Here is a 26,041-nt window from a genome sequence, read left to right as displayed (position 1 = left end):
CCCTCGATGCAACCGCTGAAGCAAGACACGCCCGTGCTCATCGTCGACGATCTCTCGAAGACCTATGCGGATGGCACGCAGGCGCTCGCCGGAATCGACCTTTCGGTGCGACAGGGCGAGATCATCGCGCTCATCGGCGGCTCGGGCTGCGGAAAGACGACCCTGCTGCGCCTGATCGCCGGCCTCGATCAGGCGAGCCGTGGGACCGTGCAGGTCGATGGCGGGACGATCCGCGGGCCACACCCGCATGTCGGCGTCGTCTTCCAAGAGGCACGGCTCCTGCCCTGGCTGGATGTCGCGGGCAATGTCGGCTTCGGGCTCGCCGGGCTCGCCCGGTCCGAGCGGAGACAGCGGGTCGCGCGGGCGCTGGAGCGGATCGGTCTGGCCGAGTCCGGCGGCCGCTGGCCGCGGGACCTCTCCGGCGGCCAGCAGCAACGGGTGGCCATCGCCCGGGCCTTCGTCACCAATCCCCGCGTGCTGCTCCTGGACGAGCCGTTCTCGGCGCTGGACGCCTTCACCCGCCGGGACCTGCACGATCAACTCCTCAGCCTGTGGGGCGAGTCGAAGCCGACGATCCTGCTCGTGACGCACGATGTCGGCGAGGCCGTGACGTTGGCCGACCGGGTGGTCGTGATGCGCCCGCGTCCGGGACGCCTCGACGAGACCATCGAGATCGGGCTGGCCCGCCCGCGCGACCCCGTCGCGGCCCATCATGAGGGGGCGGTGCGCCGGGTGATGGCCGCCCTCGACCGCTCCCTCCGGCCCGCCGCGACCCATCAGCCGCTCGCCCCCGAGGCCCGTGCGACGTGGTGGTAGGTCCCCGTCGAAGCTCCCTCCAAACCCCCACCCCGGATCACCCGATGCCCGCCTCCCGCCGAAGCCTGATCGCCGGCCTTGCCGCCGCCCTCGTCACCCCTCTGGGCGCCGCCCGCGCGGCCACGACGCTGCGCATCGGCTACCAGCGCTCCTCGACGCTGATCGCGCTGCTGCGCCAGAACGGCAACCTGGAGACGGCCCTCGCACCGCTCGGGACCGGGCTGTCCTGGCACGAATTCACCAGCGGGCTTCCGATCATGGAGGCGCTGAACGCCGGGCAGATCGACGTGTCGGCCGACGTGGCCGACACCGTGCCGATCTTCGCGCAGGCGGCCGGGGCCCGGATCACCTACATCGCCCAGGAAGCGCCCTCCCCGGATGCGCAGGCGATCCTGGTGCCCGAAGCCTCCCCCGCCAAGACGGTGGCCGACCTTCGCGGCAAGCGGGTCGCGGTCACCAAGGGGGCCGGCAGCCATTACCTGCTGCTCGCCGCCCTCGCCGAGGCCGGCATGACCTTCAAGGACATCACCCCGGCCTACCTGACGCCGGCGGACGGCCGGGCCGCGCTCACCAGCGGCGGCGTCGAGGCCTGGGTCGCATGGGATCCCTTCCTGTCCGCCGCCCGGCAGCAATCCGGCGCGCGGGTCCTGCGCGACGGCACCGGGCTGTCGCTGTACAAGCGCTACTACCTCGCGGCCGACCCCTACGTGGCCGCCAACGGTCCGGTGCTCGCCGCGCTGTTCGGCCAACTCGCCGACACCGGCGCCTGGGTGAAGGCGCAGCCGGACGAGGCGGCCGCGCGCCTGGCGCCCCTGTGGAAGATCGAACCGGAGGTGATCCTGCGGGCGAACGCGCGGCGCAGCTACCGGGTGGAGCCGGTGACCTGGGCCGGCCTCTCCGAGCAGCAGAAGATCGCCGACGCCTTCCGGGCCGAAGGCCTCCTGCCCCGCCCGGTGGACGCGTCCGCCCTCGCAATCTGGGAGCCGCCGGCGCGCTGACGCCTCAGGCGCGGTGGACGCCGAGAACCTTCCGGCACTCCTCTGCCAGCACCGCGTGACGCACCGCGCCCGGGCCCTCGGTGGGCGTCTACTGCGCGGACTTGGCGATGATCGCCTTGAACCGCTTCTTGTCCCAGGACCGGGAGCCCAGGGAACTCAGCACAGCCTCGAGCACGACCCGCACGGCGGCCGACCGCTGCCGTTCCCGCGCGAGCTCGGCGGCCAGGAGCGGATCGGCGAACTGCGCCGCGCCGAGCGGCACGACCAGGACCGCGTTGTCGGCCAGCGTCGGATCGTCCTCGTCGGCCCCCGCCGGATCGTCGGAGGCTTTCCGCGGATGCAGGATCTTCGTCGCCTCGTTCAGCAGGATCTGGTGCTGGATCGGAGCCAGGGCGTTCGCCGGGACGTCCTGGCCGGCCAGCGCGATCAGGTCCTTGAACCGGCGGCGCTTCAGGCCGAACCGACCGGTGCTGGCCTGCACCGCCGCGAGCACCCGCTTCAGCGCTGCCGTTCGGTATTCGGCGCGCAGGAGCTGGTCGCGCAGGGTCGCGGCCGTCTCGCTCAGCGGCCCGTCCGGTAATTGTCGTGCCTGATCTGCCAGTTCCAAGATCACCCGCTGCATCAAGGTCGTGCGTTGCCGGCGGGCCTCGTCGTCGGAGGGGCGCGACGCGCCCTTGCGCAGCCAGACGAAGAACTCCGTCGCATGCCGCTCCTGGATGTCCTCGACCGCAAGATCGAGATAGCCGAGCAGCGACAATTCCAGGATCATCAGGCTGAAGCTCGACGGCACGAACACCCAGGCATGCGCGTCGGTGTAATCGGGACGCTGGGCGGCCGCATGCCATTGCGGGGCGTCGGTGAGCGGGCAGACCGGTTCGGCCAGCTGAAAATCGCCCGCGGCCCAAGCGCCGGCCCCGCCCGGCTTCAACGCCATGTTGAGGGCGTAGTCGATATGCGTGCGCAGCGTGTGCCGGTCCCGGCGCTCGAGGAACGCCGTGATCGCGTCTGCCGTGCCGGAGAGCGGGCGGTAGAAGTCGAAGCACTTGCGTTTGTCCGGCACGGCCAGGATCACGACGCCGTCCGGCTTCAGCAGCGTCTCCGCGGCTCTCAGAAACGTGACGATGTCGGTCGTGTGCTCGATGACATGGCTGGCGATGAAGGCGTCGAAAGTCCCGTGCCGATCGCCCGGGACCGCATCTGCCAGCGAGCCACCGGTCCAGACGATGTCGACCTCCTCGATCCGGTCGATCGTCTGGTCATGGTATTTCTTGAGGAGGTCCTCGCGCGACGCGTGGTCGACGACGATCGTGTTCCAGCCGTCGCGCTTCGGAGCAAGAGGATTGAAGCTGGGGCCGATCTCGATGATCCGCGCGTCCTTGCTCAGAGATCGCAACAGTTGCGGCGCTCGCTCCATGTTCAGCTTAGCTCCTCATTAGCGTGCCGCCGCGTACGATGGCGGCGGAGGATCGAAATTTCGTTGCGGAGGAAATCGTCCGGTGGAGAAAAGGCCGCTCGCCGTGGTCACCATGGCCTACAATGAAAGTACGATGTTACCGCTGTGGTTGAGGCACTACGACCGGCAGGTCGGGGCCGAGAACTGTTACGTTCTCGATCACGGCTCCGATGACGGTTCGACGATGGGGATTCATGCGAACCGGATCCGGTTGCCGAGAACCCCCTTGGACGAATGGCAGCGCGTGAGCACAATTCGCGATTTTTGTGCCTCGTTGTTCATTGGTTTCAAGTGCGTGCTCTTCACCGATGCCGACGAATTGGTCGTTGCCGATCCGGATGTCGCATCATCACTGTCGGAATATATCGCGTCTCGGGATGTGCCGCCGGTCCTCGATCTGTTCGGTGCCGACGTCCGCCATGTCGAGGGTGAAGCGCCGATCGACCTTCAGCGCCCCGTATCGTTGCAACGCGGATATATCCGCTCGATCTCGTCCCTATGCAAGGCGACGCTGATCTCCAAGCGCACCGACTGGCATATCGGTTTTCACTGTCTCGTCCACGACCATAGGCCGAAATTCGGCGATCTGTTCTTGTTTCATCTGGCCCATTGCGACAACGATATCTTGTTCGAGCGCCAGAAGAAGCGCAACGCCGCCGCGCCGGTGGGTATTCCGGATTCACACCACGCCATTCCGCCGGCAGCGTTTCGGGATCACATCAAGACCGAACTCGCCGGACTCACGAGACGACGCATCCAGCTGCGTGCCGGCGAAGATCTCTTCGAGACGACGAAGAGAATATTCGCCGACGCAATCGAGCGCAAGAGTTGGGCGCAGGCGCCTGATCTTTGGCACTTGCCGGACCGGTTCGTCGGATCGTTTTAGAGCGCTCGCAGCCGAAGTGGATGCCGGTTCGGCGTCATCGAGCGCGTTGAATCGACGGCTTCGACGGCCCGGCAGGCCGGCACGCACGGGTCCGTGGCAGCGGTTCGATTGACCGTCGCGCGGGCGGTGCGTAGCAGCTTACCGATGCCGACCCGCCGCCGTCCGCATCGGCCGCAGGTCGCGCCGGCCCCGGCATCACGATCGATCGAATCCGCGTTGGAGAAGCCGCATTTTTGACCTGTGCGTTCAGGACAAGCGGCACGCTTCGGAACCTTGGCCCGAGCGCGTGGCGGATCTCGCGCACGCGGCGCTGATCGATGAGCTGGAGACGTGGCCCAAGCCCGGTCTCGTGAGCCCGATCGATTCCGGCAGCCATCACGACATGGACGCCGGCACCCTGCGCCGGAGCGCGGCGGCGATCCGGCCCTTCTTCGTCGCGCTCGTGTCGGCGGGCCGCGAAGGCGCCGGAATGGCCGACCTGCGGGCGATCGGCTTGCGGGCCGAGGCGGCGATGCTGGAGGCGACCGGCGGCGTCAACGCCCATCGCGGCGCGATCTTTTCCCTGGGGCTGATCTGTGCCGGCGCCGGTGTGAGCGGGAATATCCCGGCCTCGGCCGAGGCCCGGGCCGAGGCCGTGGGCCGGCTGTGGGGCGGGGCCATCGCGGGGGCGCCGACCTCCGCCGACAGCCATGGCGGTCGGGCCGCGCGCCGCTACGGCGTCGGGGGCGCCAGCGCGGAGGCCGCCGCCGGCTTCCCGACCATCCGGGCCGTGGGCCTGCCGGCCCTGCGCCTCGGTCGTGCCCATGCGCCGGACGATCCCCAGGCTGCGCGGGTCCAGTGTTTCTTCGCGCTCCTCGCGATCCTGGACGACACCAACCTGCTTCACCGCGGCGGCGCCGAAGGCTTGGCCCGGGCGCAGGCTGCCGCGACGGATTTCCTCGGCGCGGGGGGAACCGCCGACCCGGATTGGCGTGACCGCGCCGTGAGGATCCATCGCAGCTTCGTGGCGGCACGACTCAGCCCCGGCGGTTGCGCCGACCTCCTGGCTACGACGCTCTTCCTCGACGCGTTGCCCCGGTTGGCGTGACGGCCCGCGTGCCGGGCCGGCGCGCTCCGTTCGGCCGCATGGGAACGGGCCCGATCCGTGCCTACATGTGTCCCGTCGTCCGTCACGCCCCGGCCAAGCCCGTGTCCCTGCTCAGGTTCGCGCTCCTCGCGCTCGTCCTCGTCTTCCTCGTGCCGGTCGCGGTCTCGGCGACGCTGTATTGGCTGCGCGCGAGCGGCGACTGGCGCTCCGCGGATCGGTCCAGCGCCGGCCTGCTCCCGCCCGCCGAATCCCATCCCGGGGCCGTCGTGCGGATCTTCTCCGCCCGCACCGTGAGCTGGCGCGGAATCGTGGCGACCCACAGCTGGATCGTGATCAAGGGTCCCGGCGAACGCAGCTACCGGCGCTTCGATTACACGGCCTGGGGCCAGCCGATCTGGATCGACCGCTTCGTCCCGGACGGGCGCTGGTTCGGCAACCCGCCCGAGATCGTGTTCGCGGCGGACGGGTCCGACGCGGAAGCGATGCTGCCGCGCATCCGCAAGGCCGTGGCCGAGTACCGCTACGCCCGCCCCGGAGATTACGTGGTCTGGCCGGGTCCGAACTCGAACACCTTCGTGGCGGCCGTGATGGCGGCGGTACCCGAGATGCGGGCCAGCCTCCCCGCTACGGCGATCGGCAAGGATTTTCCCTATGACGGCCGCTGGATCGGGTGGACGCCGTCCGGGACCGGCATCCGGATCAACCTCGGCGGGTATTTCGGCCTCACCCTGGCGTGGGTCGAAGGGCTTGAGCTGAACCTGCTCGGCGGCGTCGCCGGGATCGATCTGCGCCGTCCGGGGATCAAGCTGCCGGCGATCGGTCGCGTCGGCATCTGACCGGCCGTTCGATCTAGTCCTGTCCGCCATGAAGGCGCGGGCGGATCTCGGACGCCCGTATCACCGCATCGTCGTGCCGACGCACAGCATCGGCCGGGTCGGGCTTAGTGCAATCGAACCAAATCGGTATAAGTACACCGATCGATTCGGCGCGATGGGTCATTTTTAAGCGCCATCTTCGATTTTGCACCTTGCTTCATCATGTCGACCGAGGCGACATGTCCCTAAAGGGGAATACTGAAGTTGAAATATTGTATGCCAGCCTGTCGAGCGGCCGGCGTCGGAGAGGCGTTCATGACGAGGGACTCAGACGAGACCCGCACCGAACCCAGCGAGCGGCTCGCCCGAATCTCGGACGCGTTGGACCTGCCGATCTCGGTCTTTTTCGGGGGCGGGCAGGATGCGGCCGTCGCTCAGGGCGCCGCCGACGCGGGGACCGCCTACCTGCTCGCGCTGATCGCTGCGTACCTCAAGGACGCGAAGCCCGAGGCCCGACGCAGCTTCCTTCAATCGGTGGAGGCGCTTATTCAGGCCGAGTCCCGGTGATGGAAACGGAGCCCTTCGCCTGACGCGCGGAGGCGGGAGCCACCGCCCGACCGAGGCAGATCAGTTCCCGTTCCGGGCCATCTGGGTGCGGGCCGGGCTTGCGGCCAGGCTCGGCAGCGGATCCTGCGTGCCGGCCACGACCACGAGGCGTTGAACCTCGCCCCGCAGGTAGGCCTGCAGGAACCGCTCGTAGTCGCGGAACGAGACGCAGCCGTTCGAATCACCCCGCGGTCCCAGCATGAAGGTATGGGCGAGCAGCCCGACGCGGCCGTACACGGCTTCGTTGCCGCCCACCGGCGTGAGCCGGATCGCCCGTACGCCGTGGAACAGCTGCTCCCGCTCCTTCAGATCGTAGGTGCCGGGCGGCGTCGGGCCGCGCATCCGCACGTTGACCATCCGCGGCTCGTCGAGACCTTCCCCGAGGCCGGAATGCGCCTCGAGCTTCTCGCCGTTCGGCAAGGTCACGATGCGCGCCGCGATGTTGTAGATCGCGGTCCCTGCCGTGGGGCGTGCGTCGGCGGGGGCGAGCGGCGGAGAGATGCGCCGCTGCGGCACGAGGTCGGCGGGCCGGCTCTCGAGGGCCGCGTAAGCCAGGGCCGGCGCGCGCTCGACGCCGAACAGTTTCTCCAGGAACGAGCGGTCGTCCTCGCGGGGCTGCACGGGAAGCGGCGGCAACTCGCGGCGGGCCACGCGCCGCTCGGCCCTGCGGCCGAGATCGGGTCCGCGCGCGGACCGGAATTCGGGTGGCCGCGGCACCGGGAGCGGAACGGTCATCGCCGCACGCGGGGGCTCCGTAACCTGGGTCTCCGGCACGGGGTCCGGAATCGACGGGGCTGCGGAGGGCTCGATACCGGACCACGCCCAGCGCGACAGGGGACCACCGGTGGCGTCGCGCCAGGCCTCGTCGGCGGGCGCTTCCGCCGCGAGCGGCACGGTATCCTGAGCCGACTCGACGGCCATGCTCTGGCGGTCGGGAACGGCCGACAGGTCGTCGCCGCGTTGAACGGGCGGCTGAAGCCCCGTCCCGAGGGCTGCCAGCGCGACCGCGGCGGTCAGGACCGCCAGCGGGCCCGCACAGGAGCGGCGTGCCATCCGGGTGGTGGGGCCGCCGAGCGGCACGGAGTCGATAGCCATGCGGGCGCCAATGCTCTCGTCGCGGAGCGGGCGCCTGCCGGATCATCGCCACCGCGGTCCTTTGGAACCGTCGACGGGTCTCGATGGGCCGGCCGGCCCCGCCTGGACGAAACAGCGGGACCGGGCCGGCTTTTCTGCGGCAGCTGCGTGGTCGATTCAGGATCGATCGGGACCATTTTCGGGCCAATACCGCTTCAACCCGATCGGCCCGAACAGTATTCGCTAACAGCCAAGCTTCAATCGTTGTCGATCTGCTTGCCCAGCTGCGCGATCGCCCGCTCGTAGACGGTCGCCGCGTTCCAGCCCTGGAGCGCCACGAAGTTCGGCTCGCCGGGCTGGTAGCCGGCACCCGGGCGCCAGCCATGCGCCTTCAGGAAGTTCGCGGTGGACGACAGGGCGGCGCCGACGTTGTTCAGGTCGCCGGTCCCGTAGGTCAGCACGTTCTTGGGCAGGAACTGCGTGTGGCCGACCTCGCCGTGGGCCGCGCCGCGGGTGCTCGACGACAGCAGGCCCCGGTCGACCAGGGTCAGGGCCGCGTAGAGCTGATCCGTGAAGTATTCGGAGCGGCGGCAATCATAGGCCAGCGTGGCCACCGCAGAGAGCGTGTTGACGTTGCCGCGGACCGCCCCGAAGCCGGTCTCCATGCCCCAGATCGCCAGGAGCGGACCCGGGGGGACGCCGTAGCGCTGCTCGATCGAATCGAACAGCGCGGCATGGGTCCGCTTGAGCTGGCGGCCCTTCGACACGATGGTCGGGCCGCCGCGCTTGGCCAGGAACTGCTCGAGCGACAGCTTGAAGCTGCGCTGGCCCCTGTCGGCCGAGATCGTCGCCGTCGAGTAGCTGGTGGTCTCCAGCGCCGCCAGGCTCGCCGCGCTGGCCTTGCCGCGCGCCTCCTGGGCGAATTCCCGCTTCCAGGTCTCGAACCCGGCCGCCGTGTTGCCGCACTGCGCGGCCTCCGCCTGTCCGGCCGCGCCGGCGAGCCCGGCGAGCGCCGCCACTGCAAGGGTCATACGCCGCATTTGTTCGATCACGCCCAACACTCCTTCGGCGCGAGATCGCGCCACGTTTCTCAACCGATACCGTGGAACATCTCGTCGATAACAGGGCGAGATGATGTCGGCCACGCCGTCCGCCGGCCGTGTTGTATTCGGACCATAGCCGATGCGCGCACGCGCGCTGAGGCGTCCGGACGGCCATTTGCCATCATCGTGAACGCCGCCGCACGGCCATCGAAGACGGTGGCTTCCGTCGGTCGCGGCGTCGGCGACGCCGTTTCCAAAGCGACGCATCCATCCGGTAAGGCCGCGCCGCAAGACGATCCCCGATGTCGTCCGGTTTTGGTGCGGCGTGAATGCTTTGCCAGCGAAGTGCATATCCGTAAAAGAACCTTTTGTGATGTCACAACATCGTCAAACGACAATCATAGCTTTGCCGGCGGAAAGATCGCCGCGGGGATACGGTGTGGGGCCGATGACGTTCCGCTTGATGTTGCGCCTTCCGCGCCGCCGTCCCGCCTGATCGCCGGGCCCTCGCGATGTCCGTGATGTCATCGGCGGATCGTCCGCCCCCCGCCCGAGACAGTGCCGCCAGCGGCCGGCTCGAACCGCTCACGGTCCCGATCCGGGCCTGAGCCCGCCCTTCCCCGAACCCCGGATCCATCGGCCCGCGGCGCGGCCGGCGGCCGGGTGCCTCAGCCCGACAGACAGCGAGAGACAGGACCCTCATGGCCCTCGGAACGCACGGCACCGGTTCACCGCGGGCGGCGACGCTCGGTCCCGACCTCGATCGCGACGGCGTCGCCAAGGCCTATGGCCGTTGGGCGCCGGTCTACGATCTGGTGTTCGGCCCGGTCTTCGCCCAGGGCCGGACCCTGGCGGCGGCCGCCGCCGAGCGGATCGGCGGGCGTGTCCTCGAAGTCGGCGTCGGCACCGGCCTGTCACTGCCGGCCTATCGGCGGGCCGCCAGCATCGTCGGGATCGATATCTCGGCGCCGATGCTGGAGAAGGCGCGCAGCCGCGTCGCCCGGCTGGCCCTGCGCAACGTCGAGCGCCTCGCCGTGATGGACGCCGAGCACCTCGATTTCGCGGACGCGTCCTTCGACGTGGTCGTGGCCCAGTACGTCGTGACCGCGGTGCCGAACCCGGAGGCGGCCCTGGACGAGTTCGCCCGGGTGCTCCGTCCCGGCGGCGAGATCGTCATCACCACCCGGATCGGGGCCGAGGGCGGCCTGCGGCGCCTGATCGAGCACACGCTGATGCCGATCACGAGCCGCCTGGGATGGCGGACCGAGTTCTCCTGGGAGCGCTACGCCGCCTGGGCCGCGACGGCACCGGTGGAGGTCGTGGAGCGCCGGGCCCTGCCGCCGCTCGGCCATTTCTCCCTCATCCGCCTGCGCAAGCGCGACGCCTGACCGCGCGAGCCTTCTGACCCGCCCCCCACCCTCGATCGGAGAAGCACGGCATGGCGAGCTTTCTTGAGACCCTGCGCGTCCAGCGCTGGGACGACCACCGATATTATCACCACAACCGGATCAACCAGAGCCTGCACGTGGTCAGCGCCGTGAGCTTTCTGGTGGCCTACGCGGTGGCCTTCAAGGATCCCGCGACGGCGGCGCTGATCGGCTGGCTCCTGGCGATGACGAGCCGGCAGGCGGGACACCTGTTCTTCGAGCCGAAGGGCTACGACCACGTCAACCACGCGACGCACGAACACAAGGAAGAGATCAAGGTCGGCTACAACCTGCAGCGCAAGATCGTACTGCTGGCGATCTGGGCGCTGTCGCCGCTGCCGCTCTACTTCGATCCGAGCCTGTTCGGACTGATCTCGCCGCACCAGACGACCACCGACCTGATCCGCAACGTCGGCTGGATCTGGCTGTGGCTCGCGATGGCCGGCCTGCTGTTCCGCACCGTCCAGCTGTTCTTCGTGCGGGACGTACAGACCGGTCTGGTCTGGGCGACCAAGATCCTCACGGACCCGTTCCACGACATCAAGCTCTACCACAAGGCGCCGCTGGCCCTGCTGCAGGGTGAGATGGTCGAGGAGCACGAGCCGCACGAGCGCGGAGCCTGATCGTTACCCGGCCTCGCCGAGCCGGGGGGCTCTCCCCGCCTCGGTGATGCCGGGCAAAGTCCAGGTTTCAAAAGGTCCTGGACCTTTTGCGGGTGCAGGGCAGAGCCCTGCAAACTCGGGGCTGCACGCCCCGAACCCTGCCAAAGGGCCGGAGGCCCTTTGGAAACCCGATCAGGCCTGGTCCGGTGCCCGGAGGCCGAGACGAGCGCCGAGTTTGCCCAGTCGGATCGCCGCGACCTCCCGCAGGATCGCCTTGCGGATCGCCTTGTCGGTCGTGGCGCCACCGTCCCACCAGCCATCCGCCCGCATGGCGTTCGCCGCCGCCACGAACCGGGCGGCGACCGTCTCGAACGCCGCGTCGTCGTAGGCGAGGCTGAAGATCATCCGGCCGGTCCCGACCCAGGACAGGGCCAGCCCCTCGGCACGCAGGTAGAATTGCAGCATCCAGTTGTAGCGCGACGGCCGCGTGTAGAGGACCGTCCAGACCGTGGACATGTTGGCGACCCGCACCGGCAACTCGGCCACGGCCAGCAGCGCGTTGAGCCGCGCGGCCCGGGCGTCCCAGGTCGCGTCGAGGTCTCGGTAGAGGGCTGCGACCTCCGGCGTCTCCAGGCGATCGAGGAACGCGCTCATGGCGCCCATCACGTAGGGATGCGCGTTGAACGTCCCGCGGGCGAAGCAGATGTCCACCGGACGGTCGTCCCGGAAGCGCCGCATCAGGTCGGCCCGCCCGCACAGCACGCCCACCGGCAGGCCGCCGCCCAGGGTCTTGCCGTAGGTCACCATGTCGGCGCGCACGCCAAAATACTCCTGCGCGCCGCCGCGCGCGAGGCGGAATCCGAGGAACACCTCGTCGAAGATCAGCACGATGCCGTTGGCCGTGCAGACCGCGCGCAAAGCCGCGAGCCACTGCGTGTAGGCCTCGCGGTCGAAGGCGGCCTTGCGGGCACTGTCGACCAGCGCGGAATCGGACGGCGCGCCGGCATTCGGATGCATGGCCTGGAGCGGGTTGACCAGCACGCAGGCCACGTCCCGGCGGCTGGAGAGCACCCGCAGCGTCCGGTCCGACATGTCGGCCAGGGTGAGCGTGTCGCGGGTCGGCACCGGGTTGCCGATGCCCGGCTGCACCTCACCCCACCAGCCGTGATAGGCGCCGCAGAAGCGCACGATCCGGCGCCGTCCGGTGTGGTAGCGGGCCAGCCGCGCCGCCTGCATCACCGCCTCGGTCCCGGACATGTGGAACGAGACTTCGTCCAGGCCCGAGAGCGCCTTGAGCCGCGCGACGTTGCCGGTGACCACCGGGTGCAGCGGCCCGAGCACCGGCCCGAGGGCGGCGACCTTCGCGGCACCTTCATCCAGGCAGGCCCGGTAGACATCCACGCCGAGCAGGTTGACCCCGTAGGACCCGGCCAGGTCGTAGAAGACGTTGCCGTCGAGATCCGTGACGGTGACGCCGCCGGAGGCCGCCGCGAAGGCCCCGGCCCCGAGATGCGCGCGCACCTGGCCGGCATACTGGAACGGCACCCGGTACAGCCCGGTGAATTGCAGGTCGGAGAGGCCGTCGCGGACCGCGTCGGTCTCGGCCCGGGTGCGGGCGAACCGCGCGCGGTAGAGTTCGGAGAGCCGCGAGAAGCCGTTCTCCCGCCGCAGCGCCACCGTCTCGTCCGGATCGTCGGAGCGGAAGAACGCGCGCTCCGAGTAGGCGTAGTGCGGGATCAGCCCGGCCACGCGCCGGGCCATCCGGGCGTGGCCGGTGAGGGATGGATGCTTGGCCCGGGACAGCTGAAGGCGCTGCGCGGCCTTCGGCAGGGCGACCAAAGCGGCTGCGGCGGTGGCGGACAGGGTGGCGAGGAGTGCGGACATCGCCCCCCGCCGTATCGGAGGCGGTTCACGGCATGATGACGGTTTCGGGATCACGGCTCAAACGCGCCCTGGCGCAGGTGGGCGCTCAGGAAGATCTGAACTTCCTGCTCACCAACCGCCTGCCGCGCCGGCTCGCCACCCGGTTCATGGGCTGGTTCAGCCGGATCGAGCAGCCCCTGGTGCGCGACGTCTCGATCGCCACCTGGCGGCTGTTCTGCGACGTCGATCTCACCGACGCCCGGGAGACGCGGTTCCCGAGCCTGCACGCCGCCTTCGTGCGGGCCCTGCGCCCCGGCGCCCGCCCGGTCGCCGGGGACCCGGCCATCCTGGTGAGCCCCAGCGACGCGATCCTGGGCGCGCACGGCCGGATCGAGGCCGGGCGGCTCCTCCAGATCAAGGGCCTCTCGTACAGCCTCGCCGACCTGCTCGGAGGCGACGCGGAGCTGGCCCGCGCCCACGAGGGCGGCGCCTACGCGACCCTGCGGCTGACCGCCGGGATGTATCACCGCTTCCACGCCCCCCACGACCTGCGGGTCGAATCGGTCCGCCACATCTGGGGGGACACCTGGAACGTGAACCCGATCGCGCTGAAGCGCGTCGAGGCCCTGTTCTGCCGCAACGAGCGGGCGGTGCTGCGCCTGCGGATCGCCGGCCACCCCGTCACCCTGGTGCCGGTGGCGGCGATCCTGGTGGCGGGCCTGCGCCTCGGCTTCCTGCCCGAGGGCGTGGCCCTGCGCCGGACCGGCGGCCGCCCCCTGCCCAGCACCGCCCGCCAGGAGAAGGGCGCTGAGATGGGCTGGTTCGAGCACGGCTCCACCATCGTGGTCCTGGCGTCGCCGGGTTTCACCCTGTGGCCGATGCTGCAGGAGGGCGGCCGCCTGCGGATGGGCGAGCCGCTGATGCGGCTTCCGCAACCGGGATAGCGCCGGACGGTCGGATCGCGGTCCGGCCGCCGCGCCTGTTCAGGCCGCCTGGACCTTGACCAGGAAGTCCGCGACCTCGACGCTCAGCCGTTCCGATTGGTGCGAGAGTTCCGTCGCGGCGATCAGGACCTGCGACGCCGACGCTCCGGTCTCGCCGACGGCGGCGGTGACCGCGCCGATGTTGCTCGTCACCGCCTGGGTCCCCTGGGCCGCCTGCGTGACGCTGCGGACGATCTCCTGGGTGACGGCGCCCTGCTCCTCCATAGACGCCGTGACGCCGACCGCGATGGAGCGGAGCTCCACGATGGTCGCCGAGATCGTCCGGATCGCCTCGACGGCCCGATGGGTCTCGCCCTGGATGGCCGCGATCTGCCGGGAGATGGTCTCGGTGGCCTTGGCGGTCTGGGCGGCGAGTTCCTTGACCTCGCCCGCCACCACGGCGAAGCCCCGGCCCGCCTCGCCGGCGCGCGCCGCCTCGATCGTGGCGTTGAGGGCGAGGAGATTGGTCTGCGCCGCGATGCCGCTGATCAGCTCGACCACCGCGCCGATCGACTCGGCGCCGTCGGCCAGTCCCTGCATGATCGCGGTGGTCTGAGCGGCGTCGGCGGCGGCGCGCTCGGCCATGTCGGAGGAACGGACGATCTGGACGTTGATCGCGCCGATCGAAGCCGCCAGCTCTTCGCTCGCCGCGGCGACGGTCTGTACGTTCGCCGAGGTCTGCTCGGCGCCGGAGGCGACGCTGAGCGACTGCGCCGCCGTCCGGTCGGCCGTCCGGCTCATCGCCTGGGCGGTCGCCTCCATCTCCTCCGCGGCGGCCGACAGGGTCTGGGTCATCTTCGAGACGGCGCCGCGGAACGTGCGGGTGGCCTCGTCCAGCGCCAGCGTGCGGCGGTCCTTGGCCGCGTTCTCGGCGGCCGCCTCGGCGTCGGCACGCCGCTTGGCGATGAGCGCGTCCTTGAACACCTGCACGGCGCCGGCCATGGCGCCGACCTCGTCCCGGCGATCCGCGCCGAGAACCGGCGCGTCCAGGTCTCCGGACGCCAGGCGGGTCATCGCCGCGGTCATCCCGGCGAGCGGGCCGGCGACCTGCTTGAGCACGGTCAGGATGCCGTACACGATCGCGACGGTGGCCAGCGCGACGGCGGCGAGGAGAAGGAGGCTGGTCCAGCCCGACGTCCGCTGCGCGCTCTCGAACGCCTCCCGCGCCTCCCGGATCTGCAAGCCCGTCAGCTGTCCGATGCTGGCTTGCGTCCGCACCATCGCGTTCAGGAGGTCCGCGTGCCGATCCGCATAGGCGCTCGTCTGGTTGGCGCCGGCGAGGCGCACGAGATCGGCGATGATCGTGTCGTTCCGGTCGATCTGCCCCTGAAGCTCCGCGGCGAGGATTTTTTCCTCGGGGGTCAGATACGTGGCGAGGTAATCGGCCCATTGCCGCTTCGCCTGCGCCTGCGCGCGCTGGATGATTTCGACCCCCGGACGCGGATCGGACTGTCCGCCACTCAGGGTGCGCGAAGCCTCCACCAGGCTGTCGTAGGCATCGCGCAATCCGCTGAACTGACCGAGCGGAACGACCCGGTCCTCGAAGACCGTCTGCAGACTTCGCGTGTTCCAGTACAGAGCCAGATTTCCGAGCGCGGTCGAGCCCAACAACAGAACGCCCAGGATCGCCAGAAGCGCAACGAGTCGGGTTTTAATAGTCACGTGCATCAACGACGTCCGGTCCACGGCGATTCGATTTTCGAAGCCGGCACGATATCAATCGATGCTCGAAGCGATGGCAAGTTTGATCAGAGTTATATTTATATGGTAATCTGTAATTATAATACTGTATTTTATCATAGATGCGCGAAAATAGATTGATGTCTTACTGAGCGCTATTGGGTTGTTGTGCTCATCGTTATGCGCGTCTCGAACGCACACACATCAAAATTTGTCACGCGAACGACACATCGATCACAGCAGCGCCGACTGGCGATCGAGCACCAGGGTCATATGGCGTGTTGCTGGATAAAGGCGTCTCGCGTCGCCGTTTCCGCCGATCAAACCGCTGCGGCGGCGGCCCATGCGGGTGGCCGCCGTCGCTTCGGGTCGTCCCCTAAGAAGCCGGTCACACGTCGAGATTAGCGACACTCAGGGCGTTCTCCTGGATGAACTCCCGCCGCGGCTCGACCACGTCGCCCATCAGCTTGACGAACAGGTCGTCGGCGTCGGTCGTGTCCTTGACCTTCACCTGCAGCAGGGAGCGCACCTCGCGGTCCAGCGTGGTCTCCCAGAGCTGCTGCGCGGTCATCTCGCCCAGCCCCTTGTAGCGCTGGAGCTGGAGGCCCTTGCGGCCGAAGGCCATCACGGCCTCGAACAGGGCGACGGGCCCGTGCAGCACGGTCTCGTCGGTCTTGCGCATCAGCGTGGCCGGCTCGCCGTAGATCTCCCGGAACGCGTCGGCGCGCTCGGACAGGCGCCGGGCTTCCTGGGACGAGATCAGGCTGGCATCCAGGGTGGCGACCTGCTTGACCCCGCGCAGGGTCCGGGTGAGGCGATAGCCGCCCTCGTGGGCTTCGCCCTGCCAGCCCTGCTCGATCTCGTCGGCGATCAGATCGAGGCGGCGCGCGGTCGTGTCGGCCAGGACCTCGGCCTCGCCCACCCTCGACGCCGCCTCCCCGTCGAACGCCCCGGCCAGAACCGCCTGCTCGACCACCGAGCGGTCGTAGCGGGTGTGGAGTCCCTGGAGCACGTTGCGGAAGCCGCGGGCCTCCTCGACCAGGCTCTTCAGCTGCGGCCCGGTGAACTCCGCCCCCGTCGAGAGCCGCAGGATCGCCCCGTCGGTGCCCTGGTCGATCAGGTAATCCTCGAGGGCGCGCTCGTCCTTGAGGTAGATCGCCCTGCGGCCGCGCTCGGCTTTGTAGAGCGGCGGCTGGGCGATGTAGAGGTGGCCGCGGTCGATCAGCTCCGGCATCTGGCGGAAGAAGAACGTCAGCAGCAGGGTCCGGATGTGCGAGCCGTCGACATCCGCGTCGGTCATGATGATGATGCGGTGGTAGCGCAGCTTCTCCGGGTTGAAGCCTTCCCGGTCGGTGGACGAGCGGCCGATCCCGGCGCCCAGCGCCGTGATCAGGGTGCCGATCTCCGCCGAGGACAGCATGCGGTCGGCCCGCACCCGCTCGACGTTGAGGATCTTGCCGCGTAGCGGCAGCACGGCCTGGAACGCCCGGTCGCGGCCCTGTTTCGCCGAGCCGCCGGCCGAATCGCCCTCGACCAGCAGGATCTCGCACTTCGACGGGTCGCGCTCCTGGCAGTCGGCGAGCTTGCCGGGAAGCGAGGCGATGTCCAGCGCGCCCTTGCGGGTCACGGTCTCGCGGGCCTTCCGGGCCGCCTCGCGGGCGGAGGCCGCCAGCACGACCTTGCCCATCACCGAGCGGGCCTGCTGCGGGTTCTCCTCGAGCCAGGTCGACAGGCCCTCGTTCAGCACGTTCTCGACCGCCGGGCGGACCTCGGAGGAGACCAGCTTGTCCTTGGTCTGCGACGAGAATTTCGGATCCGGCACCTGCACGGAGATGACCGCGGTCAGGCCCTCCCGGCAATCCTCGCCGGTGAGCGAGACCTTCTCGCGCTTCGAGACGCCCGACGAATCGGCGTAACCGGTGATCTGGCGGGTCAGCGCCGCCCGGAAGCCCGCCATGTGCGTGCCGCCATCGCGCTGCGGGATGTTGTTGGTGAACGGCAGCACCGTCTCGTTGAACGAATCGTTCCACCAGAGCGCGACCTCGACCCGGATGCCCTCGCGCTCGGCCCGGACCACCACGGGGCTCGCCATGCCTTCGATCGGCTTGCGGGACCGGTCCAGGTACCGGACGAAGGCCTCGATGCCGCCCTCGTAGTACAGCTCCTCGCGCTTGTGCTCGGCATGGCGCGCATCGGTCAGGACGATGCGCACGCCGGAATTGAGGAAGGCGAGTTCGCGCAGCCGCTTCTCCAACGTGCCGTAGTCGAACTCGATCATCGTGAAGGTGTTGGTTGAGGGCAGGAAGGTCACTTCCGTCCCGCGCCGCCCCTCGCCGGGGCCCACGATCTCGAGGGGCGCCACGGCATCGCCGTGACGGAACTCCATCGCGTGCTCCATCCCGTTGCGCCAGATCCGGAGCTTCAGGAACGACGACAGCGCGTTCACCACCGAGACGCCGACGCCGTGCAGGCCGCCGGAGACCTTGTAGGAATTCTGGTCGAACTTACCGCCGGCGTGCAGCTGGGTCATGATGACCTCGGCCGCCGAGACCCCCTCCTCCTTGTGGATGTCGGTGGGGATGCCGCGGCCGTTGTCGGAGACCGTGACCGAGCCGTCGGCGTTGAGCTGCACGGTGACGAGGTCGGCATGGCCGCCCAAGGCCTCGTCGATGGCGTTGTCCACCACCTCGTAGACCATGTGGTGCAGGCCCGAGCCGTCGTCGGTGTCGCCGATATACATGCCGGGCCGCTTGCGGACGGCGTCGAGGCCCTTCAGCACGCGGATCGATTCCGCGCCGTACTCGGCGGGCTCGTTCGGAGGGGTGTCGGCCATGAAATTCCTCGGGCAGGCGGACCAGTTCGCGACGGAGGGACTCGCGCCGTCGGGCGCCCACGCCTGCGCTCTCGCTTGGTCCGCCTGATATAGGGGTTCCGCGTTGAGATTGCACGATTTTACGGGCTCGCACGCGCCCGTGCACCCGCTTTTCTGAGGCTCCGCGCTTAACGCCCCGTTAGCCCTCGATGCCGCCCGCGCTGGCCGCGTCCAAACGGGCGATCGCCTCGGCCGACAGCCGCAGCTCGGCAGCGCCGAGCAGGTCGTCGAGCTGCGCCACCGACGTCGCGCTGGCGATCGGCGCGGTGATGCCGGGCCGGGCGATGATCCAGGCCAGCGCCACCTGGGCCTGCGTCGCGTCCCGGTCCCGGGCGACCGAATCGAGCACGTCGAGGAGCGCCAGCCCGCGCGGGGTGAGGTACTTCGCGACGCGGTTCTCCCGGGCGCGTCCCGCCGCATCCTGCGCGGACCGGTACTTGCCGGTGAGGAAGCCGGCCGCCAGCGAGAAGTAGCCGATCACGCCGACCTGTTCCGCCCGGCACAGGGGTTCGAGTTCCGCCTCGTAGCCGCGCTCGGCCAGGCTGTAATCCGGCTGCAGGCACTCGTAGCGCGGCAGGCCCGACGAGGCCGACAGCGTCAACGCCTCGGACAGGCGCGCGACGCCGTAATTCGAAGCCCCGATCGTCCGGACCTTGCCCGAAGCGATCAGGCGCTCGTAGGCCCGCAGGGTCTCCTCCAGGGGCACCTCCGCGTCAACGAGATGCGACTGATAGAGGTCGATCCGGTTGGTCTGGAGCCGCCGGAGGGACGCCTCGCAGGCCTGCTCGATGTGGCGCGCCGACAGACCCTTGCCGGCCTCGCCCATGTCCATGCCGACCTTGGTGGCCAGCACGATCCTGTCCCGGGCGCCCGGGCGCGCCGCGAACCAGCGGCCGATCACGGTCTCGGATTCGCCGCCCCGGTGGCCGGGCGCCCAGCGCGAATAGACGTTCGCCGTATCGATGAAGTCGAAGCCGCGCTCCACGAACCGGTCGAGGATGGCGAACGAGGTCGCCTCGTCCGCGGTCCAGCCGAAGACGTTGCCGCCGAGGCAGAAGGGCGCGACCCGGAGGTCGGAGCGGCCGATGCGACGCTTGTCCATGGTGTCAGCCCTGCAGGAACGGATTCGAGACGCGCTCCTCGCCGAGCGTGCCGGTCGGGCCATGGCCGGGGATGAAGGAGATGTCGTCGCCGAGCGGCAGAACCTTCTCCTTGATCGCGCGGATCAGCTGCTCGTGGTTGCCGCCGGGCAGGTCGGTGCGGCCGACCGAGCCCTTGAACACCACGTCGCCGACCAGCGCGAAGCGCGCGTCCCGGCTCACGAACACGACGCTGCCGGGCGAATGGCCCGGGCAGTGGAGGATGTCGAAGCCGAGCTCGCCGACCGTCACGGCGTCGCCGTCGTCGAGCCAGCGATCGGGGGTCACGGCCCTGCCCTCGCCGATCCCGTAATTGGCCGCCGTCTCAGGCAGGGAATCGAGCAGGAACTTGTCGGCGCGGTGCGGGCCCTCGATCGGCACGCCGAGGCGCTCGCGCAGCTCGTCGGCGCCGGCGGCGTGGTCGACATGGCCGTGGGTCAGCAGGATCTTTTCGACCCGCACGCCCTGCTCCCGGATGGCGGCCTCGATCCGGTCGAGGTCGCCGCCCGGATCGACGACGGCGCCGACCTTGGTGGCGTCGTCCCAGATCAGCGTGCAGTTCTGCTGGAAGGGCGTGACCGGGATGATCCCGGCGCGGGGCGTTCCTGGCATGGGGTTCCGCGGGTTGGCTGCGCCGCCGTCGGCGCTCTGGACCGGGTTCTAGCGCAGAACCGGCCGTGCGGCACCCCGCGGCCGGTCAGGCCGACCCGTCCTTCGGCCGGCGCAGGCTGTCGTGGAGCGCGAGCATCTCGGCCATGCCCATCGACCGGCTGCTCCACCGGGTCTCGGCGGTGTTGACCTTCGTGAAGCGGTCGTGGGACCGGCCGCCGTAGGCGCCGAAGATCGCCGTGCCCGGCTCCGTGGTTCCGGCTTCGGCCGGGGCGGAGGACGCGTCCGGCCGGTCGACCCGGTACGACGGCGCCGTCGCCTTGCCGGTGACCCCGATCCGGACCCAGGCGTCGCCGTAATGCTTCTGGCACATCCGCATCGTGACCAGCACCTGGCGCAGGTAGCCCTCGGCATCCTCGAGGCCGGGCAGCACGTCCGCGATCGTCGCGTCCGAGGGGTAATGTTTGGTCCGAACCATGTGCATCCTCGCTCCGGCACATCCCTAGCGCGCCGGGCGGGCGGGGGCGAGGCGCCGCTCAGCCCGGCGTCCGCTTCAGCAATGCGTCGAGGCCGCCGACCCGGAACCAGTGGTAGCCGTAGCCCTCCAGGAACAGGCAGTGGCTGCCCTCGGGGCCGGCGTCGCTGCGCGAGCCGGTGAGCACGTCGACCAGGATGTCGGGCTCCGGCTCGGGCACGCCGGAGCGGAGGGCGATCTCGATCGGCTCTGGCGCGAGGTTGTGCACGCACAGGATGGCGTTGCCGCGCCATTCGTAGCGCAGGGCGAGGACCGAGGCCTTACCCGTGGGCACCGCCGTCACGTCGCCCCAGCCGATCTCGGGCGCCTCCTTGCGGTGGCGGATGATGCTCTGCATCCAGTTGAGCAGCGAGCCCCGGTCGTGCCGCTGGTCGGCGACGTTCACGTGCGCGAAGCCGTAGGGGCCGTGATCGATCGGCGGCAGCACCGTCCGCTCGGCCCGGGAGAAGCCGCCCTTGTGCTCGGCGGTCCACTGCATCGGCGTGCGGGCGCAGTCCCGCTCCTTCAGGCCCAGGTCGTCGCCCATGCCGATCTCGTCGCCGTAGCGGATCACCGGCGTCCCCGGCAGGGTGAACATCAGCGAGTAGGCCAGCCGGATCCGGCGGGGGTCGCCCGCCAGCATGGGGGCAAAGCGGCGCCGGATGCCGCGGTCGTAGAGCTGCATCCCCTTCTCGGGGCCGAATTCGGCGAACACCGCCTGCCGCTGCGTCTCGGTGAGCCGGCCGAGGTCCAGCTCGTCGTGGTTGCGCAGGAAGATGCCCCACTGGCACGAGAGCGGGCGGGGCTTGGTCCGCTCGATCGCCTTCACCAGGGGGCGGGCATCGTGCGCGGCCAGGGCGTAGAAGGTCGATTGGTTGACCTGGAAGTTGAACATCATGTGCATGCGGTCGGCGTCGTCGCCGAAATAGTCGAGGTCCTGCTTCGGCAGGATGTTGGCCTCGGCCAGGATGATCGCGTCGCCCTTGCGCCATTGCAGGAACTCGCGGAAGTCGCGCAGCATGTCGAACTGCTCGCGCGGCTTGCCGCCGACGTCGGCGCCCTTCTCGGCGATGACGAACGGCACCGCGTCCATCCGGAAGCCGGACACGCCGAGTTCGATCCAGAAGCCCATGATCTTCAGGATCTCGGCCAGCACCTCGGGGTTGGCGGTGTTGAGATCGGGCTGGAAGTCGAAGAACCGGTGGAAGTACCAGGCGCCGGCCTTCTCGTCGTAGGTCCAGGTGGTCTCCTGGACGCCGGGGAAGACCATGCCCTCGTCGGTGCCGGCCGGGCGCTCCTTCGACCAGACGTACCAGTCGCGGTAGGGCGAGTTCGGGTCGGAACGGGCCGACTGGAACCAGCGGTGCTTGTCCGAGGTGTGGTTGACCACGAGGTCGATCAGCACCCGCAGGCCCCGCTGCTTGGCCGCGTGCGCGAAGGCGACGAAATCGCCGAGCGAGCCGTAATCGGGATCGACCCCGTAATAATCCGCGATGTCGTAGCCGCCGTCGCGCTTGGGCGAGGGCTGGAACGGCATCAGCCAGATCGCGGTGGCGCCCAGGCCCTGGATGTAGTCCAGCCGCCGCTCGAGCCCGGCGAAGTCTCCGATGCCGTCGCCGTTGGCGTCCATGAAGGTGCCGACCGACAGGCAGTAGATGACCGCGTTCTTGTACCAGAGGTCGTTGATCATGCCGGTCCTCGCGAGGCGCCTTCAGAAGCGCCGTTCGGCCATGAGGACCGGCCGCGCCGGCGACCCTACGACGACCGGCGGGAATTGGTTCCGCCTGATCGAAGGGGTCGATCCGGCTCCTCGCGCGCATGATCCATGTAGGCGCGCAGCACGCTGTTGATCTTGGTCTGGTAGCCGCGCCCCTGTTCCCTGAAGAACGCCAGGACATCGGCATCGACCCGCATGGTCACGATCTTCTTCCGGGACTCCGGATGGATGACCGCTTGGCTCCAGTCGATCTCCAGATCGGCCTCGTCGGGATCGGTCGCGACGGCCGCGTCGACGTCGGCATCGGTCAGCGCCTTCACGGCGTCCCAGTCGCTCTCGCTGTCGCCGTGCTCAAACATCGCTGTCAGGTCCGCCGACGAATGCCTGACTGCATGCTTGTCGTTCTTCACGCCGCGCCCTCCTGAACGAGATCAACCGCCGCCGATCCAGGTGCCAGGTCCAGACAAGGGTGACGTGCACCTCACCCAGGACCCCGACCGTGACGTGGCGCGCCTCGTCCCGGAAGGCTGCCGGACCTTCGAGCCGGGGGCGTCCGTCGAACAGGGCGACCGCGTCCCGGAAATCGAGGCGGTGCTTGGCGAGGTTCGCCCGGCGCTTCGCCTCGTCCCACTCGAACATGGCCGGCCGCCCCTTGATGTCAATACGTTCTGTCAATACGTGCTGTGGCGAAGCTTGCGGGTGGGGGCACCCCGGCAGGCTTTTCCTTAAAACAGCCGCGTTGTGCTCGCCCAGTTCGGCGGCGCACCCGGGAGGTTCGCACCCGCTCCGCCGCCCCCTCGAATCCGGACCGCATGAACGCCATCCTGATCAAGCTGTTCGCGACGGCCCTGACGCTGAGCCAGGTCACGACGCGGCCGGACGCGGTGCGGACCCAGTTCGATCCGTTCACCGATCAGGCCGAGGTCGTGCGCCTGCTGCGCGACGGCTGCGCCCACATGCGCAAGGCGTTCGACATCGAGGACATCAATCTCGATGAATTGATCACCACCGCCATGGAGGATCCGACGAGCGTCGCCGGGCCGGGGGCGCCGAAGATCCTGCACGGGCTCAACCTCGACGAGCTGAACACCAGCTACAAGCAGTTCTGCAAGGGTGAGAACCCGGCGATCTCGCCGTTCAATGCCCGCGAGGTCATCGAGTTCTACGACAACGCCACCAAGGACCTGCCCACCGCCGAGGCGCTCCGGGACAAGGTCCTGCCCGGCATGACCCGCATCCTCGACGGGTCGGGCAAGCCCTTCGCCGAGACCTTCGAGGCGAACGGCCGCCGGCTCGTGGTGCCGATCACCGCGGTGCCGAACCTCGTGCAGAAGGCGTTCATCGCGGCGGAAGACAAGCGCTTCGAGAGCCACCACGGCATCGACGAGCGCGGCGTGATCCGCGCCTTCATCGGCAACCTCGCCTCGCCCGGGCGGCCGGCCGGCGGCTCCACCATCACCCAGCAGGTGGTGAAGAACCTCTCGGTCGGCGACGACGTCACCTACGAGCGCAAGATCCGCGAGATGATCGTGGCGGCCCGCCTGGAGCGGATCCTCACGAAGCCGCAGATCCTCGGGCTCTACCTCAACGGCATCTATCTCGGCCGCGGCGCCTACGGCATCGAGATGGCGGCGCAGAGCTATTTCGGGAAGTCGGTCGGGCAGCTGACCCTGCCGGAGGCCGCCCTGCTGGCCGGCATGCCGAAGGGACCCAACTTCTACAGTCCGGACAAGTACCCGGAGCGGGCGCGCGAACGGCGCGCCTACGTGCTCGCCCGCCTCAAGGAGGAAGGCACGATCACCGATGCCGAGATGGCCGGCGCGGTCAACGCCGATCTCGGGCTGAAGCCGGTGGACGCGACGCGGCGGGATTCGGGCTTCTACGTGGTCGATTACCTGAACCGCGAGGCCCGCACCTTCGCGGGGGTGGATTCGCTGACCGCCGGCTCGTTCACGGTCCGCTCGACGATCAATGCCGGGCTCCAGCGCGCCGTCGAGGGGGCGCTGCAGGACGGGCTCGCCAACTACGAGCGCGCGACCGGACGCCAGACCTACACGGGTCCCGAACTCAACCTCGCCGACAGCATCCGCCGGATCCAGGCGGCGACGCCCGCGCCGGAAGGATCGGTACAGAGCGCGCCCGGCGTGACGGGGGCCCGGGCCGAGGCCGCGAAGGATCCGGTGAAGCCCGATGCGAAACCGGGCGCCAAGGCGCCCAAGCCGAAGGTCGCGGCGGCGCCGCAGGTGAAGCCCGTCTGGCTGCGTGCCCTGGAGAGCGCGCGGCCGACCCTGTACGACGTGCACTGGCCCGTCGCCGTCGTGCTCGAGCCCGGGCGCGGACCCGTGAAGGTCGGCCTTGCCGACGGCCGCACCGCCACCCTCGATCCGGGCGTCGCCCGGGGCAAGCTGCAGCTCTACGACGTGGTCCGGGTCAAGCTCACGGAGGGGCGCGGCGCGCCCCGGGCCCAGCTTCGGGTCCGGCCCAACGTGCAGGGTGCCGCCCTGGTCATGGAGAACCAGACCGGCCGCATCCTGGCCATGGCGGGTGGGTTCTCCTATCCGCTGAGCCAGCTCAACCGGGTCACCCAGGCGGTGCGCCAGCCCGGCTCGACCCTCAAGCCGCTGACCTACCTGGCCGCGCTGAATGCCGGGCTCCAGCCCAACACCCTGGTGATGGATTCCGCCGTGACCCTGCCGCCGATCGGCGGATCCGGGGATTCCTGGTCGCCGAAGAACTACGAGGGCGGCGGCTCCGGACCCACGACCCTGCGCAGGGGCCTGGAATTCTCCAAGAACCTCGTCACCGCCCGGCTATTGCAGGGGGGCATCGCCCCGAAGGCGCCGGCCAGCCTGAAGCGGGTCTGCGACATCGCCTTGGAGGCGCAGATCTACGCCGAGTGCGAGCCCTACTATCCGTTCGTTCTCGGCGCCCAGCCGGTCCGGATGCTCGACCTTGCCGGGTTCTACGCGGCGGTGGCCAACGAGGGCGCCCGACCGGCGCCGTTCGCGCTCGAATCGGTCGAGCGGGACGGCAAGGCGCTCTACACCCACGCCGCCCGCGAGCCCACGCGGATCGGCTCGGCCGACCGGATCGCGTTCTACCAGCTCAAGACCATGCTGCAGGGCGTCACCCAGCACGGCACCGCGGCGGCCCTGTCCAAGGTGTCGGCCTACGTCGCCGGCAAGACCGGCACCTCCGAGAACGAGAACGACGCCTGGTTCGCGGGCTTCACCAACGAGATCACCGTGGTGGTCTGGGTCGGCTACGACAACGCCGACGGCAGCCGCAAGACGCTCGGCCGCGGTCAGACCGGCGGGCATCTCTCGGTCCCGATCGCCTCCACCATCCTGCAGGCGGCCTGGGCCAACGGCATCCCGAAGACGCCCCTGCGCGGCCCCTCCCCCGAGGCGCGGCCGTTCATCGCCGACCTGGCGATCGACCCGCATAGCGGCCAGCGGGTCGCGGGCGGCGGCTTCATCGAGCATTTCCGCACCAGCGGCGACGGCCAGATGGCCGACACCCAGTTCCGCCTGGTGCCGCGCGAGACCCTCTACGCCATGCGGCCGGACGCGCAGGACGGCGACCTCTCCGGCAGTGAGGACGGCGCGAGCGTGGCCGGCGACTATTACGGCAACATGACCGGCGAACGCGCCGCCCCCGATCCCCTCGATCCCTTCGGCGAACGCCCCGCTGCGCGCAGCCGCCGTGCGCAGGGCGATCTGGATTCCTACGGCCAGGACGCCTACAGGCCCTGGCCCGGCCAGACGGCGCGCTCGCCTTTCGGAGACGAAGGCGTGCGCCGGCCGCGCCGCCGCGACCCGGACTACCTGTTCGGCGAAGACCCGGGCTACTGACCC

General features: G+C 69.6%; 22 protein-coding genes. 10 read left to right on the top strand and 12 right to left on the bottom strand.

All coding sequences use genetic code 11. The features are described 5' to 3' along the window. Positions 1-33 precede the first annotated feature (33 nt). Both MFF40_RS13990 and MFF40_RS13985 read left to right on the top strand, forming a co-directional pair. Entirely contained in the window at positions 34-816 is a 783-nt protein-coding gene (locus tag MFF40_RS13990; RefSeq protein WP_238260973.1) for an ABC transporter ATP-binding protein, read from the top strand. Positions 817-860: 44 nt separating this feature from the next. Next, a complete protein-coding gene (locus MFF40_RS13985) occupies positions 861-1,814 on the top strand; it encodes an aliphatic sulfonate ABC transporter substrate-binding protein (protein ID WP_238260924.1) in 954 nt (317 codons plus the stop codon). 88 nt (positions 1,815-1,902) lie between these two features. Here MFF40_RS13985 and MFF40_RS13980 read toward each other — a convergent pair whose 3' ends face one another. Beyond that, entirely contained in the window at positions 1,903-3,228 is a 1,326-nt protein-coding gene (locus MFF40_RS13980) for a class I SAM-dependent methyltransferase (protein ID WP_238260922.1), read from the bottom strand. An 82-nt stretch (positions 3,229-3,310) separates the two neighbouring features. Here MFF40_RS13980 and MFF40_RS13975 point away from each other — a divergent pair, with 82 nt between their 5' ends. The 4 genes from MFF40_RS13975 to MFF40_RS13960 all read left to right on the top strand — a co-directional run bounded on the left by MFF40_RS13975 (position 3,311) and on the right by MFF40_RS13960 (position 6,622). Then, complete coding sequence (locus MFF40_RS13975) at positions 3,311-4,153, top strand: glycosyltransferase family 2 protein (RefSeq protein ID WP_238260920.1); 843 nt, start codon at positions 3,311-3,313, stop codon at positions 4,151-4,153. A gap of 286 nt (positions 4,154-4,439) precedes the next feature. Further along, on the top strand, positions 4,440-5,240 hold the full coding sequence (mdcB, locus tag MFF40_RS13970) for a triphosphoribosyl-dephospho-CoA synthase MdcB (RefSeq protein ID WP_308447706.1): 801 nt from the start codon (positions 4,440-4,442) through the stop codon (positions 5,238-5,240). Between the two features lie 101 nt (positions 5,241-5,341). Then, positions 5,342-6,076 (top strand): DUF3750 domain-containing protein, encoded by a 735-nt coding sequence (locus tag MFF40_RS13965; RefSeq protein WP_147899062.1) that lies wholly within the window; start codon positions 5,342-5,344, stop codon positions 6,074-6,076. 294 nt (positions 6,077-6,370) lie between these two features. Continuing rightward, positions 6,371-6,622, top strand: coding sequence for a hypothetical protein (locus MFF40_RS13960; protein WP_147855537.1), 252 nt, complete (start codon positions 6,371-6,373; stop codon positions 6,620-6,622). A 60-nt stretch (positions 6,623-6,682) separates the two neighbouring features. On the opposite strand, the gene MFF40_RS13955 is transcribed toward MFF40_RS13960, so the two are convergent. Beyond that, on the bottom strand, positions 6,683-7,756 hold the full coding sequence (locus MFF40_RS13955; RefSeq protein ID WP_147855538.1) for a tlde1 domain-containing protein: 1,074 nt from the start codon (positions 7,754-7,756) through the stop codon (positions 6,683-6,685). A gap of 236 nt (positions 7,757-7,992) precedes the next feature. Continuing rightward, a complete protein-coding gene (locus tag MFF40_RS13950) occupies positions 7,993-8,775 on the bottom strand; it encodes a lytic murein transglycosylase (protein ID WP_187277776.1) in 783 nt (260 codons plus the stop codon). A 704-nt stretch (positions 8,776-9,479) separates the two neighbouring features. Here MFF40_RS13950 and MFF40_RS13945 point away from each other — a divergent pair. Next, positions 9,480-10,166, top strand: a complete 687-nt coding sequence (locus MFF40_RS13945) for a class I SAM-dependent methyltransferase (protein WP_147855540.1) — start codon at positions 9,480-9,482, stop codon at positions 10,164-10,166. Between the two features lie 50 nt (positions 10,167-10,216). Next, on the top strand, positions 10,217-10,828 hold the full coding sequence (locus tag MFF40_RS13940) for a hypothetical protein (protein WP_147899058.1): 612 nt from the start codon (positions 10,217-10,219) through the stop codon (positions 10,826-10,828). A gap of 171 nt (positions 10,829-10,999) precedes the next feature. Here the strand turns inward: MFF40_RS13940 and MFF40_RS13935 are convergent, their stop codons facing one another. Continuing rightward, positions 11,000-12,691, bottom strand: coding sequence for an aminotransferase class III-fold pyridoxal phosphate-dependent enzyme (locus MFF40_RS13935; protein ID WP_238260918.1), 1,692 nt, complete (start codon positions 12,689-12,691; stop codon positions 11,000-11,002). Between the two features lie 32 nt (positions 12,692-12,723). Between MFF40_RS13935 and asd the strand changes: the two genes are divergently transcribed. After that, a complete protein-coding gene (gene asd, locus MFF40_RS13930) occupies positions 12,724-13,614 on the top strand; it encodes an archaetidylserine decarboxylase (protein WP_238260916.1) in 891 nt (296 codons plus the stop codon). A 39-nt stretch (positions 13,615-13,653) separates the two neighbouring features. Here the strand turns inward: asd and MFF40_RS13925 are convergent, their stop codons facing one another. The 8 genes from MFF40_RS13925 to MFF40_RS13890 all read right to left on the bottom strand — a co-directional run bounded on the left by MFF40_RS13925 (position 13,654) and on the right by MFF40_RS13890 (position 22,823). Next, a complete protein-coding gene (locus tag MFF40_RS13925) occupies positions 13,654-15,321 on the bottom strand; it encodes a methyl-accepting chemotaxis protein (RefSeq protein WP_147853881.1) in 1,668 nt (555 codons plus the stop codon). A 400-nt stretch (positions 15,322-15,721) separates the two neighbouring features. Next, the gene (gyrB, locus tag MFF40_RS13920; protein ID WP_147853882.1) at positions 15,722-18,166 is read right to left on the bottom strand and encodes a DNA topoisomerase (ATP-hydrolyzing) subunit B; all 2,445 of its coding nucleotides are present in this window, start codon (positions 18,164-18,166) and stop codon (positions 15,722-15,724) included. 178 nt (positions 18,167-18,344) lie between these two features. Then, positions 18,345-19,307 (bottom strand): aldo/keto reductase, encoded by a 963-nt coding sequence (locus MFF40_RS13915; protein WP_238260914.1) that lies wholly within the window; start codon positions 19,305-19,307, stop codon positions 18,345-18,347. Between the two features lie 4 nt (positions 19,308-19,311). Beyond that, the gene (locus MFF40_RS13910) at positions 19,312-19,956 is read right to left on the bottom strand and encodes an MBL fold metallo-hydrolase (RefSeq protein ID WP_147853884.1); all 645 of its coding nucleotides are present in this window, start codon (positions 19,954-19,956) and stop codon (positions 19,312-19,314) included. Positions 19,957-20,041: 85 nt separating this feature from the next. Then, entirely contained in the window at positions 20,042-20,431 is a 390-nt protein-coding gene (locus MFF40_RS13905) for a hypothetical protein (protein ID WP_147853885.1), read from the bottom strand. A gap of 58 nt (positions 20,432-20,489) precedes the next feature. Then, positions 20,490-22,157, bottom strand: coding sequence for an alpha-amylase family protein (locus MFF40_RS13900; protein ID WP_147853886.1), 1,668 nt, complete (start codon positions 22,155-22,157; stop codon positions 20,490-20,492). 65 nt (positions 22,158-22,222) lie between these two features. Then, entirely contained in the window at positions 22,223-22,594 is a 372-nt protein-coding gene (locus MFF40_RS13895; protein WP_147853887.1) for a BrnA antitoxin family protein, read from the bottom strand. After that, entirely contained in the window at positions 22,536-22,823 is a 288-nt protein-coding gene (locus MFF40_RS13890) for a BrnT family toxin (protein WP_147853888.1), read from the bottom strand. Before MFF40_RS13890 ends, MFF40_RS13895 begins: the two co-directional genes overlap by 59 nt. A 173-nt stretch (positions 22,824-22,996) precedes the next feature. On the opposite strand from MFF40_RS13890, the gene MFF40_RS13885 reads away from it, so the two are divergent. Next, entirely contained in the window at positions 22,997-26,038 is a 3,042-nt protein-coding gene (locus tag MFF40_RS13885) for a penicillin-binding protein 1A (protein ID WP_238260912.1), read from the top strand. Positions 26,039-26,041: the final 3 nt, after the last annotated feature.

This window comes from Methylobacterium mesophilicum (genome assembly GCF_022179445.1).
Lineage (GTDB): Bacteria > Pseudomonadota > Alphaproteobacteria > Rhizobiales > Beijerinckiaceae > Methylobacterium > Methylobacterium mesophilicum.
The sequence above is the reverse complement of the archived record's forward strand: the minus strand, read 5'-3'. Positions and strand labels throughout refer to the sequence as shown.

Bases quoted from the DNA above. Each gene is read 5' to 3' on its own strand.
- MFF40_RS13955 (WP_147855538.1), bottom strand. From the start codon at position 7,756: ATGGCTATCGACTCCGTGCCGCTCGGCGGCCCCACCACCCGGATGGCA.
- MFF40_RS13945 (WP_147855540.1), top strand. From the start codon at position 9,480: ATGGCCCTCGGAACGCACGGCACCGGTTCACCGCGGGCGGCGACGCTC.
- MFF40_RS13950 (WP_187277776.1), bottom strand. From the start codon at position 8,775: ATGCGGCGTATGACCCTTGCAGTGGCGGCGCTCGCCGGGCTCGCCGGC.
- MFF40_RS13935 (WP_238260918.1), bottom strand. From the start codon at position 12,691: ATGTCCGCACTCCTCGCCACCCTGTCCGCCACCGCCGCAGCCGCTTTG.
- MFF40_RS13910 (WP_147853884.1), bottom strand. From the start codon at position 19,956: ATGCCAGGAACGCCCCGCGCCGGGATCATCCCGGTCACGCCCTTCCAG.
- MFF40_RS13940 (WP_147899058.1), top strand. From the start codon at position 10,217: ATGGCGAGCTTTCTTGAGACCCTGCGCGTCCAGCGCTGGGACGACCAC.
- MFF40_RS13905 (WP_147853885.1), bottom strand. From the start codon at position 20,431: ATGGTTCGGACCAAACATTACCCCTCGGACGCGACGATCGCGGACGTG.
- MFF40_RS13925 (WP_147853881.1), bottom strand. From the start codon at position 15,321: ATGCACGTGACTATTAAAACCCGACTCGTTGCGCTTCTGGCGATCCTG.
- MFF40_RS13915 (WP_238260914.1), bottom strand. From the start codon at position 19,307: ATGGACAAGCGTCGCATCGGCCGCTCCGACCTCCGGGTCGCGCCCTTC.
- MFF40_RS13900 (WP_147853886.1), bottom strand. From the start codon at position 22,157: ATGATCAACGACCTCTGGTACAAGAACGCGGTCATCTACTGCCTGTCG.
- MFF40_RS13960 (WP_147855537.1), top strand. From the start codon at position 6,371: ATGACGAGGGACTCAGACGAGACCCGCACCGAACCCAGCGAGCGGCTC.
- gyrB (WP_147853882.1), bottom strand. From the start codon at position 18,166: ATGGCCGACACCCCTCCGAACGAGCCCGCCGAGTACGGCGCGGAATCG.
- MFF40_RS13885 (WP_238260912.1), top strand. From the start codon at position 22,997: ATGAACGCCATCCTGATCAAGCTGTTCGCGACGGCCCTGACGCTGAGC.
- MFF40_RS13980 (WP_238260922.1), bottom strand. From the start codon at position 3,228: ATGGAGCGAGCGCCGCAACTGTTGCGATCTCTGAGCAAGGACGCGCGG.
- MFF40_RS13985 (WP_238260924.1), top strand. From the start codon at position 861: ATGCCCGCCTCCCGCCGAAGCCTGATCGCCGGCCTTGCCGCCGCCCTC.
- MFF40_RS13890 (WP_147853888.1), bottom strand. From the start codon at position 22,823: ATGTTCGAGTGGGACGAGGCGAAGCGCCGGGCGAACCTCGCCAAGCAC.
- asd (WP_238260916.1), top strand. From the start codon at position 12,724: ATGATGACGGTTTCGGGATCACGGCTCAAACGCGCCCTGGCGCAGGTG.